The sequence below is a fragment of the Leclercia tamurae genome, assembly GCF_025566055.1.
Taxonomy (GTDB): domain Bacteria; phylum Pseudomonadota; class Gammaproteobacteria; order Enterobacterales; family Enterobacteriaceae; genus Enterobacter; species Enterobacter tamurae.
In genome coordinates this window covers 138,917-153,532 of record NZ_JAMHKS010000078.1, presented here as the reverse complement: position 1 = coordinate 153,532, position 14,616 = coordinate 138,917, and the positions used below count along the sequence as shown (strand labels likewise).

The window sequence follows — 14,616 nt, the reverse complement described above, 5'->3', positions numbered from 1 at the left end:
ATCATCTCACTCAGCCGGAGCCTATCCATGACTGCACCATCCCAGGTTTTGAAAATTCGCCGCCCAGACGACTGGCATATCCATCTTCGCGATGGCGATATGCTCAACACCGTCGTGCCGTATACCAGTGAAATTTATGGCCGCGCGATTGTCATGCCAAATCTGGTGCCGCCCGTCACCACGGTCGACGCGGCGATTGCCTATCGCCAGCGCATTCTTGCTGCCGTGCCTGCCGGACACGATTTTACCCCGCTGATGACCTGTTATCTGACCGACACGCTCGATCCCAACGAGATCGAACGCGGCTTTAACGAAGGGGTCTTCACAGCCGCTAAGCTCTACCCGGCCAACGCCACCACCAACTCCAGCCATGGCGTAACCAGCATTGATGCGATTATGCCGGTGCTGGAGCGCATGGAGAAACTGGGGATGCCGCTGCTGGTGCACGGCGAAGTGACTCATACTGAGATCGATATCTTCGACCGCGAAGCGCGTTTTATCGATACCGTGATGGAGCCGCTGCGTCAGCGTCTGCCTGGTCTGAAAGTGGTGTTTGAACATATCACCACCAAGGATGCGGCCGAGTACGTGCGCGATGGTAACGAGCTTCTGGCCGCCACCATTACCCCGCAGCACCTGATGTTTAACCGCAACCACATGCTGGTGGGCGGTGTGCGCCCTCACCTCTATTGCCTGCCGATCCTCAAGCGTAATATTCACCAGCAGGCGCTGCGTGAACTGGTTGCCAGCGGCTTTGAGCGCGCCTTCCTCGGCACCGACTCTGCGCCGCACGCCCGTCACCGCAAAGAAGCTAGCTGCGGCTGTGCAGGCTGCTTTAACGCGCCTACCGCGCTGGCCAGCTATGCCCAGGTGTTTGACGAGATGAACGCCCTGCAGCACTTTGAGGCCTTCTGCTCCCTGAACGGCCCTCGCTTCTACGGCTTGCCGGTCAATGAGACCTTCGTTGAACTGGTTCGGGAAGAGAGCAGCGTGGTGGAATCCATAGCCCTGACAGATGACACCCTGATCCCGTTCCTCGCCGGTGAAACCGTACACTGGACGGTAAAACGCTAAAAATTGTTGGCCCCCTGTTGTAAATTCGACAATGTACCTGTATAAATAAACAGTATATTACACAGGGGGCAACTATGCGTATCGAAGTGACCATTGCCAGAACAACTGCTTTGCCTGCCGGGGCGCTGGACGCACTGGCGGGTGAATTATCCCGCCGTATTAATGACTCCTTTCCCGAACGCGATGGTGCTGTCACCGTGCGTTATGCCAGTTCAAATAATCTGTCGGTCATCGGCGGCGCCAAAGAAGATAAACAACGCATTAGCGAAATTTTACAGGAAACCTGGGAGAGCGCTGACGACTGGTTTATTACCGATTAATTTTTATCCCTCTTTGTTTTTTTTGCCGGGTCGCCCCGGCTTTTTTTCGTCTGCTCAACGTAACTGCGAATAATCTGACTGACTCCGTCAAAAATCATCAGCAAGATGATGTTTTAATGTTCAAACAATCCTAAAAGGCACAAATTTGTTGTGCTCCCTGTTTCTTTTTCCCTTCAGAAGCCTTATTTATTGATATACTGAAGTTGCTTCAGAAAAACACGCATTGAACCTCACAGTCGTTGTCTTTTAACACGTATTCAGGGGGTCATGATGGAAAAGAATAATGAAGTCATCCAGACACATCCGCTTGTTGGCTGGGATATCAGCACTGTAGATAGCTACGACGCACTGATGCTGCGTTTGCATTACCAGACCCCGAACCACCCTGACACCGATGAAGCGGAAGTTGGGCAGACGCTATGGTTAACAACCGACGTCGCACGTCAGTTTATTTCTATTTTAGAAGCCGGCATTGCAAAAATAGAATCCAGTGACTACCAGGCAAATGAGTACCAGCGACATTAATGTAATGTCTCATTCTCACTCAAAAAGGCACCTTACGGTGCCTCATTTATTTCGCCCTTGTATAACCGTCCCGTCTTAATTACCCTGCTAAGCAACGAAACGCGTAAAGAGAATCTGATGAAATACGATCTAATTATTATTGGCAGCGGATCTGTCGGTGCAGCGGCAGGTTATTACGCAACCCGGGCCGGTCAAAACGTGTTGATGATTGATGCCCATATGCCGCCCCACACCGAGGGGAGCCACCACGGCGATACCCGCCTGATGCGTCACGCTTACGGAGAAGGTGAACGCTATGTGCCGCTGGTGTTGCGTGCGCAGGCGCTGTGGGATGAGCTGGCCGACATCAGCGGTGAGCCGGTCTTTGAACGCACGGGCGTCATTAATCTCGGGCCCTCTGGGTCGTCATTCCTGGCAAACGTTGAGCAGAGCGCCCGCCAGTTCAATCTCAACCTTGAGCGCCTGGATGCGGCGGCGGTGATGAAACGCTGGCCTGAAATTCAGGTTCCCGAGGGTTATATCGGTCTGTTTGAGGCTGAGTCCGGCGTCCTGCGCAGCGAGCTGGCGATTAAAACCTGGATTGCGCTGGCGAAAGAAGCCGGCTGCGCGCAGCTGTTTAACTGCCCGGTCACAGCGATTTCCCATCAGGACGACGGCGTCACCGTCGAGACCCCGGAAGGCCCGTACCGCGCAGATCGTCTGCTGGTAAGCGCCGGCACCTGGGTCTCGCGTCTGGTGCCAGACCTGCCGATTCAGCCGGTGCGTAAGGTCTTCTCCTGGTTCCAGGCCGACGGCCGCTACAGCCATCAGAACAACTTCCCGGCCTTTACCGGCGAACTGCCTGACGGGGATCAGTTTTACGGCTTCCCGTCGGAGAAAGATGCGCTGAAGATCGGTAAACACAACGGCGGCCAGGTCATCTCCTCTCCGGAAGAGCGCAAGCCGTTTGGCGCTTACCCTGGCGACGGCTCTGAAGCCTTCAAATTCCTGCGCAACGTGCTGCCAGGCATCGGCGGCCTGTTACACGGGGCAGCCTGCACCTATGACAACACGCCGGACGAAGACTTCATCATCGATACGCTGCCGGGCCATGACAATACGCTGCTGATCACCGGCCTGAGCGGCCATGGATTCAAATTCGCCAGCGTGCTGGGGGAGATTGCTGCGCAATTCTCTCAGCAGATCGCCCCGCCGTTTGATCTCACGCCTTTCTCCCTGTCGCGCTTTAGCCGATAATGCTGTCAGGCTTCGGGTTGCCGAAGCCTTTCATTTCTTCCATTACCGGTACCCTCATGCGTCGTATTGTCAATTATGTGGTCAATAATATTCGCGAGCATCTGATGCTCTATATTGTGCTGTGGTCGCTCCTCGCGCTGCTCGATATTCTGTACATTGTATTTTTCTGATGAAAAATATTGACATAAATTGACGATTCTTAAGATAACTATAATTTCAAAATAAATTATTTGAACATCATAAAATCGTCATAACCCGCCTGTAATCAGCGCAAATCACATATTACTAACAATCACACTGACCATCATTGCCAATTTTTATTCAAAATAACTGAAAGAATAAAATTAATAATCAATATCTGTAAATATCATTTGCATTAATGTTTCACCCACGCCATTTTTAGCGCTTGCGAATTAATAACGGTATTCACAATGCAGGTGCGTAATTCCCCCACACGCTATGGCGTTATTTCCATGAGTTTACACTGGCTGATGGCTATTGCGGTGTATGGCATGTTTGGCCTTGGATTATGGATGGTGACACTCAGCTATTACGATGGCTGGTATCACCAGGCACCCGAGCTACACAAAAGCATTGGCTTTATGCTGATGATGGCCCTGGTGGTACGTCTGCTGTGGCGCCATTTTTCCCCGGTACCTTCGGCGCTGAAAAGCCAGTCGCGCGCCACGCGCCTTATCGCCACTGCGGCGCATATTGCGCTGTATGCGCTGCTGTTCGCCATTCTTATCAGCGGCTATTTAATTTCCACCGCCGACGGCAAGCCGATCAGCGTTTTCGGTCTGTTTGACGTCCCTGCCCTGTTGGCAGATGCCGGGGCGCAGGCCGATCTGGCCGGAACCCTTCATCTGTGGCTGGCCTGGGGCGTCGTCATACTTTCTGTCCTGCATGGTCTCGCGGCCTTCAAACACCACTTTATCGACAAAGATGCCACCCTGACACGTATGTTGGGCAAAGCGTCACCTGACTCTGGAGCATAAAATGAAAAAAAGCCTGCTGGGATTAACCTTAGGTTCTCTGCTGTTCACCACTGGCGCCGCGGTGGCAGCCGACTACAAAATTGATAAACAAGGTCAGCACGCCTTTGTGAACTTCCGTATCCAGCATCTGGGCTACAGCTGGCTGTACGGCACCTTCAAGGATTTCGACGGTTCCTTCACATTCGATGAGAGCAATCCGGCGGCCGATAAAGTCAACGTGACCCTGAATACCAACAGCCTGGATACTAACCACGCCGAGCGCGATAAGCACCTGCGCAGCGCCGATTTCCTTAACGTCGCCAAATTCCCGCAGGCCACCTTCACCTCCACCGAAGTGAAAAAGGACGGTGACGGCCTGGATATCACCGGCAATCTGACGCTGAACGGCGTGACCAAGCCCGTTAAGCTTGATGCAAAACTGATTGGTCAGGGTGATGACCCGTGGGGCGGCAAACGCGCAGGGTTTGAAGCGACAGGCAAAATCCACCTGAAAGACTTCAACATCACTACCGATCTGGGCCCGGCGTCGCAGGACGTGGAGCTGATTATTTCGGTGGAAGGGGTTCAGCAGAAGTAATGCCCTCGCCCGGTCAGCATCTCGCGACCGGGCAAGGTTTCAGGGTCATTCCGGATCGGGAATACCCAGGCGGGTGTTCAGACGTCCACGCGATTTATTGAAGATCTTATTGCCATTCTCGCGACCCGCACGGCGGCGGCGCTGCTCCTCTTCCGGCAACATGCTCTCCTCGCTACACAGCTCGCTGCAGCAGCCGTGGAACTTTTCGGCGCAGGCCGGGCACTGAATAAACAGCAGATGACAACCGTCGTTTTTGCAGTTGGTGTGGGTGTCGCAGGCGGTGCCGCACTGATGGCAATGCGCGATCACATCGTCAGAGATACGCTCCCCCATCCGCTCGTCAAAGACGAAGTTCTTGCCGATAAAGCGCACCGGCAGCCCCTGTTCGCGCGCGCGACGGGCATACTCAATGATCCCGCCCTCGATATGCCAGACCTTGTTGAAGCCCTGATGCTTCATGTACGCGCTGGCTTTTTCACAGCGGATGCCCCCGGTGCAGTACATGACAATTTTCTTGTCCTTATGCTCCTGCATCATCTCAACCGCTTTTGGCAGCTGCTCACGGAAGGTGTCCGCCGGGATTTCAAGCGCGTTTTCGAAATGGCCCACTTCATATTCGTAGTGGTTACGCATATCGATAAACACGGCGTCGGGATCGTCGAGCATGGCGTTAACATCGGCCGCTTTCAGGTATTCGCCCACGTCGCTGGCGTTAAACGTCGGATCGTCAATGCCGTCGGCCACGATGCGTTCGCGTACTTTCAGGCGCAGCACCCAGAATGATTTGCCGTCATCGTCGAGGGCAACGTTCAGACGCAGGCCGTCCAGCGCCGGATCAAAGGCGTAAAGGAATTCACGCAGGGCGTCGACATTGCTTTCCGGCACGCTAATCTGGGCGTTGATGCCCTCGTGCGCCAGGTAGATACGGCCAAAGACGTTCAGGGCAGTTAAGGCTTTATACAGCGCGTCGCGCGTGGCCTGTGGGTTAACGATGGTGAAGTACTTATAGAACGAGATCGTCGTGCGCGGCTCGGTTTCAGCCAACATGCGCGCTTTCAGCTCTTCGTTCGAAATGAGGTTGTGTAACACTGGCATGGTGTACGGTTCCTGCAATCGTAGTGAGAATGAAAATCGGGCGGCATCATATAGCAAACAATGAGAATTTACATCCCTTCATTTTGCGCTACATTTCTCACCTCCTAATGCCGTGGCAATAACATTTGACGTTTTTATGAACATTCCGTTGTCATCCGTTTTGGATATGAAACGAATAATGCGACAATCTGCCGACAGGACGTATCAAAAACAGGAACGACATGACTCAATTACCTAAATTTTCCACTGCGCTATTACATCCTCGTTACTGGCTGACCTGGGCTGGCATCGGTTTATTATGGTTACTGGTGCACCTGCCCTACCCGCTGATCTACCGTCTTGGCTGCAGCATGGGACGCCTGGCGATGCGCTTTATGACCCGCCGCGCATACATTGCCCGACGCAATCTGGAACTATGTTTTCCAGAAATGAGCCAGCAAGAGCGTCACGACATGGTGGTCAAAAATTTTGAATCCGTCGGTATGGGGCTGATGGAGACCGGGATGGCCTGGTTCTGGTCCGACAAACGCATGGCGCGCTGGACCGAAGTGACCGGCACCGGCATGGCGCCCGTGCATCAGCTTCAGGCGCAGAAAACCGGCGTACTGCTGATTGGCGTCCATTTTCTGACGCTGGAGATCGGCGCGCGGATGTTCGGCATGCAGGCGCCCGGCATTGGGGTCTATCGCCCGAACGACAATCCGGTGATCGACTGGCTGCAGACCTGGGGCCGGATGCGCTCCAACAAAAGCATGATCGACCGTAAAGACCTCAAAGGGATGATCCGGGCCCTGAAATCCGGCGAAGTGATCTGGTATGCACCGGACCATGACTATGGCCCTGGCGCCAGCGTCTTTGTGCCGTTCTTTGCCGTCGATGACGCGGCCACCACTTCCGGCACCTGGACGCTGGCCCGTCTGTCACAGGCGGCGATTGTCCCCTTCGTGCCGCGCCGCAAAGCCAATGGCAAAGGCTATGAGCTGATGATGCTGGAACCTGAGTGCTCCCCACCGCTGGACGATGCGAAAACCACCGCCGCGTGGATGAATGAGGTGGTTGAGAAGTGCATCCTGCTGGCACCGGACCAGTATATGTGGCTGCATCGCCGCTTTAAAACTCGCCCTGAAGGCGTGCCTTCCCGCTATTAATCTCCTGTACTGCGGCCTTTCTGGCCGCACCGCCCTTTTGACTTATCATGCCCTCCGCCATTGCAGCAACCATCACCCAGGCGCATAATTAGCAGGCTTATTACCTTCTATAAATGATGATGCCGCCGCGCATCAGAATGCGGATAGCTATGTCTCCCTCAGAAACGCCAATTAACTGGAAGCGGAACCTCACGGTGGCCTGGCTGGGCTGCTTTCTTACGGGTGCCGCCTTTAGCCTGGTGATGCCTTTCCTGCCGCTCTATGTCGAGCAGCTGGGCGTCAGCGGCCACAGCGCCCTGAACATGTGGTCGGGGCTGGTGTTCAGCATCACCTTCCTCTTCTCTGCCATCGCGTCTCCATTCTGGGGCGGGCTGGCCGATCGTAAGGGGCGTAAAATTATGCTCCTGCGTTCGGCGCTGGGGATGGCGGCGATCATGGTGTTGATGGGGATGGCACAAAACATCTGGCAGTTTCTGATCTTACGCGCCGTGCTGGGGCTGCTGGGTGGGTTTGTGCCCAATGCCAACGCGCTGATCGCCACGCAAATTCCCCGCCATAAAAGCGGTTGGGCGTTGGGCACGCTCTCTACCGGTGCGGTGAGCGGCGCCCTGCTTGGCCCGCTGGCCGGCGGATTGTTGGCGGACAGCTACGGTCTGCGTCCGGTCTTCTTCATTACCGCGGGCGTCCTGTTTGCCTGTTTCCTGCTGACCTTTTTCTGCATCCGGGAAAATTTCACCCCGGTGCCCAAAAAAGAGATGCTCCATGCCCGTCAGGTGTTCGCCTCGCTGAAAAACCCGAAACTGGTGCTCAGCCTGTTTGTCACCACCATGATCATTCAGGTGGCGACCGGCTCCATCGCGCCGATCCTGACTCTGTACGTGCGCGACCTCGCTGGCCATGTCAGCAACATCGCTTTTATCAGCGGCTTAATCGCCTCGGTCCCCGGTGTGGCTGCGCTGATCAGCGCTCCACGGCTGGGAAAACTGGGGGATCGCATCGGCCCGGAAAGGATCCTGATTGTCGCCCTGGTGATCTCCGTCCTACTGCTTATCCCGATGTCCTTCGTGCAATCGCCGTGGCAGCTGGGCGTACTGCGCTTTTTACTCGGGGCCGCCGATGGCGCCCTGCTGCCTGCGGTTCAGACCCTGCTGGTCTATAACTCCACCAACCAGATCGCCGGGCGTATCTTCAGCTACAACCAGTCGTTTCGTGATATCGGCAACGTTACCGGCCCGCTTCTTGGGGCCGGCATAGCCGCCAGCTACGGTTTTCGCGCGGTGTTTATTGTGACCGCCTGCGTGGTGATGTTTAACGCCTTTTACTCCTGGATCAGCCTGTCGCGCGCCGTTCGTCGACCGCAGCCAGATAAGACACCTGCGCCTGATTAAGACAACTCCGTGAAGGCTTTTGCCGCTTTCATACTTGCAATTATGGAGAATCAGCTATTCTTTCCCTGAACACCATGTCAAAACACAGGGAGAAGCCGATGACTATGTTTGCCACTCTAGAGGAAGCGATTGATGCCGCGCGCGAGGAGTTCCTCGCTGACAATCCCGGCATTGCGGAAGAGGACGCGAATATTGAGCAGCTCAATATTCAGAAGTATGTCATGCAGGATGGGGACATTATGTGGCAGGCCGAATTTTTTGCCGATGATGGCGAAGACGGCGAATGCCTGCCGGTGCTGACCGGTGGAGCGGCCCAGGCAGTGTTTGATGGCGATTATGACGAGATTGAATTGCGTCAGGAGTGGCTGGAAGAGAACACCCTGCATGAATGGGATGAGGGTGAATTTCAGCTCGAGCCGCCGCTGGATACCGAAGAGGGGCAAACCGCAGCGGATGAGTGGGATGAGCGTTAATTACTCATAGGGCCCGTGCTGAGCGTCGATAGGGAGCAGAAGGGTATCGAATACCAGCGAGAATGGCAGATCCAGAACCGTCAGGTAACGCCATGCGGAGTCGCGAACGTCCCACTGCACGCCCGGGTAGTATTGATTGCCGTGTCCCTGTCCGGGGATGGTCCGGCTGATAATACTGCCGCAGCCGCTCAGTAATAACGCCATCGTAATGACGATAAAAAATCGCATCCAGTACCTCTGATAAAAAAATACCGGCCCTGGAGCCGGTATTTATTTGCTGATGGCTTATTTGGCCTTCAACGCCTGCGGATTCATCTTCAACGTCTCATAGTGGCTCACCCAGGAAGAGTATCTCTCCGGGGAGGACCACACACGATGATGCAGACGCGCCAGGGTGACCGGGTCGCTCAGCAGCACCAGACGACGATCGCGGTTCAGCTTCTCCGGGGTCTCGTTCAGCGCCTGCTCAACGTGACGATCGCGGGCAATCTCCAGCACGTGACTGGCCCGGTGACGGGCAGTCGCCATCGCGGTCGCCAGGGCGTTGAATGACGGGTTAAACACCGCGTGCATAAACCCATCCTCCAGCGAACGGCTGCGATTGAGCTCCAGATATTTGTCGGTATCCACCAGCACCTGCGGCGGGGAATACTCTTCCGGGATCAGGAACAGCTTCCAGCGCTTGGTGCGTAATCCCAGCGTTGACCGGCTGGAGAACACCGACACAAACGGCGACAGGATCAGGGAGAAGACAATCGGTGCCAGCCAGAACAGGAAGCGCAGATCCAGCCACGCCATGCCGACCGCCCACACCAGACCCAGCAGCATCTGCGAGCCATGACGCATAAAGGCTTCACTCCATGGGGTGGAGTCATCGTCACGCTGCGGCGAGTTCCAGACCACTTCCCAGCCGAGGAACGCGCTGACCACGAAGACGGTGTGGAACAGCATACGCACCGGGGCCAGCAGCACGGAGAAGAGCACTTCCAGCAACAGGGAGAGCGTTACGCGGAAGAAACCGCCGTACTCTTTCGAGCCTTTACACCAGATCAGCACGATACTCAGCAGCTTCGGCAGGAACAGCAGCACCATCGTCGAGGCAAAGAGCGCAATCGCCAGCTCAGGACGCCACTGCGGCCACACCGGGAACAGCTGGCGCGGTTGCAGGAAGTACTGCGGCTCGGTCAGGGCGTGCACCACCTGCAGCGCGGTCGACAGGGCCAGGAACATAAACCACAGCGGCGCGGAGAGATAGGACATCACGCCAGTCAGGAAGACAGCACGGTGTACCGGGTGCATCCCTTTGACGAGGAACAGGCGGAAGTTCATCAGGTTACCGTGGCACCAGCGACGGTCACGTTTCAGTTCATCCAGCAGGTTCGGCGGCAGCTCTTCATAGGAGCCCGGCAGGTCGTAGGCAATCCACACCCCCCAACCGGCACGACGCATCAGCGCGGCTTCCACGAAGTCATGAGACAGGATCGAGCCCGCAAACGAGCCTTCACCTGGCAGCGGTGCCAGGGCACAGTGTTCGATGAACGGCTTCACGCGAATGATGGCGTTATGCCCCCAGTAGTGTGATTCACCCAGCTGCCAGAAGTGCAGACCGGCGGTGAACAGCGGCCCGTACACGCGGGTCGCAAACTGCTGGCAGCGCGCATACAGCGTGTCCATGCCCGACGCTTTTGGCGAAGACTGGATGATCCCGGCATTCGGGTTGGCTTCCATCAGGCGCACAAGGCCCGACAGGCAGTCACCGGTCATCACCGAGTCCGCATCCAGCACCACCATATAGCTGTACTGGTTGCCCCAGCGTCGGCAGAAGTCATCGATGTTACCGCTTTTACGCTTCACGCGACGACGGCGACGACGGTAGAAGATCTGCCCTTCACCCTGCACTTCGGCGATCAGCTCCATCCAGGCTTTCTGTTCCGCCACGCAAATGTCGGGGTTATAGCTGTCACTCAGGATGTAAACGTCGAAGTGTTCGCCGTTACCGGTGGCTTTCACCGACTCCCAGGTGGCACGCAGACCGGCGAAGACGCGATCCACGTCTTCGTTACAGATAGGCATGATCAGCGCCGTACGGTGCTTAGGGTTGAGGGGTTCATCCCCCACCGTAGAGTGCGAAATGCTGTATTTGTCCCGGCCAATCAACAGCTGCAGGAAGCCCATCAACGCGGTCCAGAAACCGGCCGAGACCCAGCAGAAGAGAATGGCGAACAGTAGCAGGATGCCGCTTTGCAGAATATACGGCAGCAGCTGCATAAACGAGACCAGCAGATCCTGGCCGAGCATATCGGCCGGATTGATCAGCGCCCAGCCCTGGTAAGGCAGAATGGTCTTCATATACCAGGTGGCGACGACGGTCTGCGCGATGGTCAGCAGCAGCAGGATGTAGCGGCGAATACTGCCGACAGTACGCCATTTCTCTTCGTTGACCTGTTGCTCTTTGGTCAGGCGGGAGAGATAGCGCGGGGTCACATCGCGGCCGCGCAGGCGATCCCAGAAACGGCCCACCGGGTTGGTGCGCCAGGGATCCGGGAACATTGAGGAGCGCGTCGCTTTTGGCATCGCTTCAAGCTGGGTGCGCCCTTCGTCATCGCTAATCAGCTGGCCTTCGGCCAGTGAGTCGGGCCAGGCCTGCTCGAGACGGCTTTTAACCGAGCCCAGCGGGGTATCATCGTCACGGGTAAACGGATGATGATCGGCATCCAGCGCGGTATGCACCGCAGTGATGTCACCCTTCGGCAGTGCCGCCTTCTCGATATCGGTCAGCGGCATGGCATCGATATACTCAGTTGTCTTATTCATTGGCAGGTAGCTGATAGCTCCAGGTTTCACTCAACGGCTGATCAGCGTTCACCAGAGCGGCACGCATCTCAGTCGGTTGTTTCGCATCTTTCAGTTTCACACGCAGGGTTAAACGCCAGCCTTTGGTGACCGGGTTATAACGCACGTTGTTTTCCACGATTTCACCGTTATCACCAATGCTCGCCTGGGCGGTGACCGGGGTTTCCGGTGCCAGTTTACTCATCTCCTGACCGGTGAAGTCCACCACGAAGGCGATGGTGCCATCAGGCTGACGGATCAGATTCGACTGTTTCACATCCCCGGTGGAACGGCGGGTCTGCAGTACATACGCGTTTTCTGGCGCATGCAGCTTGTCTTCATCGCGGCTCATGGTGATGGAGTAGTTGAAGTTCATCTCTTTCCCGGCTTCCGGCAGCTGATCCGGCGTCCAGTACGCGACGATGTTATCGTTGGTTTCGTCGTTGGTCGGGATCTCTACCAGCTCAACTTTGCCTTTGCCCCACTCGCCTTTCGGGGTGATCCAGGCGCTTGGGCGCAGATCGTAACGATCGTCCAGATCTTCAAAGCGGGAGAAATCACGGCCACGTTGCAGCAGGCCAAACCCTTGTGGGTTTTCCATGCTGAAGCTGCTTACCGCCAGGTGTTTCGGGTTGTTCAGCGGACGCCAGATCCATTCGCCGTTCCCGGCCAGAATCGACAGACCGTTAGAGTCATGCAGTTCCGGGCGGAAGTTGCTGGCGGACGATGGCTGGTTAGGTCCGAACAGGAACATACTGGTCAGTGGTGCAACGCCCAGTTTGCCGACTTTATCGCGCAGATAGACTTTAGATTGCACGTCAACCACGGTGTCGCGACCCGGAATAATGACAAAGCGATAGGCACCGGTTGCACGCGGGGAGTCCAGCAGCGCATAGATGGTCAGGCGTTTGTCGGTCGGTTTAGGACGTTCAATCCAGAACTCACGGAAACGGGGGAACTCTTCCCCGGAAGGCAGGGCGGTATCGATCGCCAGACCACGTGCAGAGAGGCCGTACACCTGGCCACCGCCGATCACGCGGAAATAGCTTGCGCCCAGCATACTGACAATTTCGTCGTTCTTATCTTTACTGTTGATCGGGTAAAGCACTTTAAAGCCCGCGAAGCCCAGATCTTTCACGGTGTCTTTATCGTGTTGCACATTGCCGAAATTAAAATAGTCCGGGCTGTACTTGATTTTACGTACCGCGTTGGATGTCACTTCATTAATGGTGACAGGCGTGTCGAAGTACATCCCCTGATGATAAAACTCAAGCTTGAAAGGGGTTTTAATCTTATTCCAGTACGCTTTATCGTGATTAAACTGGATCTGCTGATAGTCCGCGTATTTCATGTCGCGGAAAACGGAGGGCAAGTTACTTTTTGGCGCTTCGTACCCCTTACCCGCCATCGATTTTGCCTGTTTTGCGACATCGTCGATAGTAAAGGCCAGGGCCGATGAGGTATACAGAGACAACAAGACGGCTGCCCCTACCCAACGCATTTTCATCATATGTGGTGTATGTTTCATAATAAGTAAGCACTTCCCCCTTTGTGTGCTTATATCGATCCGATCCATTTTAATGGAAAATCAGGCATTCCGACAACATAATCACCGCTTTGTTCAGCGTGCTGGCTCATGGATTAAGCAAATGAAAGTAACCCGTTTTCACTTTGCGTGCTTATCCTGGAGACAGTATGTCGGACTTCGTGTAGGGTTGGCTCCGAATGTAACCACTATTGCTCTTAGGGATAAGGCGATAAGTCTGAGAATGCACAAGGCTATATGAGTACCGTACCCACACAACGCGAATACTTCCTTGATTCTATTCGGGCCTGGCTGATGCTGCTGGGGATCCCGTTTCACATCTCCTTGATCTATTCGAGCCACGTCTGGCACGTCAATAGCGCCGAGTCCTCATGGTGGCTGACGCTGTTTAACGATTTCATCCACTCGTTCCGGATGCAGGTCTTTTTCGTTATTTCGGGCTATTTTTCCTACATGCTTTTTCTGCGCTACCCGCTTAAGCGCTGGTGGAAAGTGCGCGTGGAGCGGGTCGGGATCCCGATGCTCACCGCAATTCCCCTGCTCACGCTGCCGCAATTCATCATGCTGCAGTATGTAAAAGGCAAAGCGGATACCTGGCACAACCTGTCGCTGTACGAGAAATACAATACCCTCGCCTGGGAGCTGGTCTCGCACCTGTGGTTCCTGCTGGTGCTGGTGGTGATGACCACGGTCAGCCTGTGGCTGTTCAGCCGTATGCGCCGCCGTCTGAGTACAGGTTCAGAGACGTTTTTCGCTGACATCAGCTGGGGCAAACTGTCGGTTCTGTTTTTACTGCTGGGCATTGCCTATGCCGCGCTGCGCCGCACGTTGCTCATCGTTTATTCGCCGATCCTCAGCGACGGCCTGTTCAACTTTGTGGTGATGCAGACCCTCTTCTATCTGCCTTTCTTTATTATTGGCGCGCTGGCGTTTGTCCATCCCCAACTGAAAGCCCTGTTTACCACCCCGTCGCGCGGCTGCACCCTCGGAGCAGCCCTGGCGTTTGTCGCCTATCTGCTGAATCAGCGTTATGGCAGCGGCGACGCGTGGATGTATGAAACCGAAAGCGTGATCACCATGCTGCTGGGACTGTGGATGGTGAATGTGGTCTTTGCTCTGGGGCACCGCCTGCTGAACTTTAAATCCGCGCGCGTGACCTATTTTGTCAACGCTTCGCTGTTCATCTATCTGGTGCACCATCCGTTGACGCTGTTTTTCGGCGCTTACATTACGCCGCATATCAGCTCAAACCTGCTGGGCTTTATCGCCGGACTGGTGTTTGTGGTCGGGATTGCGATTGTGCTGTATGAAATCCATCTGCGTATTCCGCTCCTGCGCTTCCTGTTTTCCGGTAAACCTGCCAGCAAACCCAATAATACCCCGCAGGCCACCAGCTAATCCGTT

General features: G+C 55.4%; 15 protein-coding genes. 11 read left to right on the top strand and 4 right to left on the bottom strand.

Annotation, left to right across the window (positions count from 1 at the left end):
- The first annotated feature begins 27 nt into the window (after positions 1–27).
- The 7 genes from pyrC to M8318_RS20570 all read left to right on the top strand — a co-directional run bounded on the left by pyrC (position 28) and on the right by M8318_RS20570 (position 4,730).
- Positions 28–1,074: a dihydroorotase gene (gene pyrC / locus M8318_RS20600; protein WP_262664305.1), complete on the top strand. Its 1,047-nt coding sequence runs from the start codon at positions 28–30 to the stop codon at positions 1,072–1,074.
- Positions 1,075–1,148: 74 nt separating this feature from the next.
- Complete coding sequence (dinI, locus tag M8318_RS20595) at positions 1,149–1,394, top strand: DNA damage-inducible protein I (RefSeq protein ID WP_262664304.1); 246 nt, start codon at positions 1,149–1,151, stop codon at positions 1,392–1,394.
- Positions 1,395–1,664: 270 nt separating this feature from the next.
- Positions 1,665–1,919, top strand: a complete 255-nt coding sequence (gene bssS / locus M8318_RS20590; protein WP_106992707.1) for a biofilm formation regulator BssS — start codon at positions 1,665–1,667, stop codon at positions 1,917–1,919.
- A gap of 117 nt (positions 1,920–2,036) precedes the next feature.
- On the top strand, positions 2,037–3,155 hold the full coding sequence (solA, locus tag M8318_RS20585; protein ID WP_262664303.1) for an N-methyl-L-tryptophan oxidase: 1,119 nt from the start codon (positions 2,037–2,039) through the stop codon (positions 3,153–3,155).
- Positions 3,156–3,211: 56 nt separating this feature from the next.
- Positions 3,212–3,325: a YceO family protein gene (locus M8318_RS20580; protein ID WP_106992824.1), complete on the top strand. Its 114-nt coding sequence runs from the start codon at positions 3,212–3,214 to the stop codon at positions 3,323–3,325.
- Between the two features lie 261 nt (positions 3,326–3,586).
- On the top strand, positions 3,587–4,153 hold the full coding sequence (locus tag M8318_RS20575; protein WP_262664302.1) for a cytochrome b: 567 nt from the start codon (positions 3,587–3,589) through the stop codon (positions 4,151–4,153).
- A 1-nt stretch (position 4,154) separates the two neighbouring features.
- A complete protein-coding gene (locus tag M8318_RS20570) occupies positions 4,155–4,730 on the top strand; it encodes a YceI family protein (RefSeq protein WP_106992705.1) in 576 nt (191 codons plus the stop codon).
- A gap of 45 nt (positions 4,731–4,775) precedes the next feature.
- On the opposite strand, the gene trhO is transcribed toward M8318_RS20570, so the two are convergent.
- Complete coding sequence (gene trhO, locus M8318_RS20565) at positions 4,776–5,825, bottom strand: oxygen-dependent tRNA uridine(34) hydroxylase TrhO (protein WP_262664301.1); 1,050 nt, start codon at positions 5,823–5,825, stop codon at positions 4,776–4,778.
- Between the two features lie 221 nt (positions 5,826–6,046).
- Here trhO and M8318_RS20560 point away from each other — a divergent pair, with 221 nt between their 5' ends.
- The 3 genes from M8318_RS20560 (at position 6,047) to M8318_RS20550 (ending at position 8,834) form a co-directional block, all read left to right on the top strand.
- Positions 6,047–6,973 (top strand): Kdo(2)-lipid IV(A) acyltransferase, encoded by a 927-nt coding sequence (locus M8318_RS20560; protein ID WP_262664300.1) that lies wholly within the window; start codon positions 6,047–6,049, stop codon positions 6,971–6,973.
- Between the two features lie 149 nt (positions 6,974–7,122).
- A complete protein-coding gene (gene mdtG, locus M8318_RS20555; protein ID WP_262664299.1) occupies positions 7,123–8,361 on the top strand; it encodes a multidrug efflux MFS transporter MdtG in 1,239 nt (412 codons plus the stop codon).
- Positions 8,362–8,459: 98 nt separating this feature from the next.
- On the top strand, positions 8,460–8,834 hold the full coding sequence (locus M8318_RS20550; protein WP_262664298.1) for a MysB family protein: 375 nt from the start codon (positions 8,460–8,462) through the stop codon (positions 8,832–8,834).
- Here M8318_RS20550 and M8318_RS20545 read toward each other — a convergent pair whose 3' ends face one another.
- The 3 genes from M8318_RS20545 to mdoG are packed head-to-tail and all read right to left on the bottom strand — an operon-like array spanning position 8,835 to position 13,176.
- Positions 8,835–9,062: a YceK/YidQ family lipoprotein gene (locus M8318_RS20545; RefSeq protein ID WP_114387444.1), complete on the bottom strand. Its 228-nt coding sequence runs from the start codon at positions 9,060–9,062 to the stop codon at positions 8,835–8,837.
- Between the two features lie 57 nt (positions 9,063–9,119).
- Entirely contained in the window at positions 9,120–11,648 is a 2,529-nt protein-coding gene (gene mdoH, locus M8318_RS20540; protein WP_262664297.1) for a glucans biosynthesis glucosyltransferase MdoH, read from the bottom strand.
- The gene (gene mdoG, locus M8318_RS20535; RefSeq protein WP_262664296.1) at positions 11,641–13,176 is read right to left on the bottom strand and encodes a glucans biosynthesis protein MdoG; all 1,536 of its coding nucleotides are present in this window, start codon (positions 13,174–13,176) and stop codon (positions 11,641–11,643) included. Before mdoG ends, mdoH begins: the two co-directional genes overlap by 8 nt.
- A 273-nt stretch (positions 13,177–13,449) precedes the next feature.
- Between mdoG and mdoC the strand changes: the two genes are divergently transcribed.
- Positions 13,450–14,610, top strand: a complete 1,161-nt coding sequence (gene mdoC, locus M8318_RS20530; protein WP_262664295.1) for a glucans biosynthesis protein MdoC — start codon at positions 13,450–13,452, stop codon at positions 14,608–14,610.
- Positions 14,611–14,616: the final 6 nt, after the last annotated feature.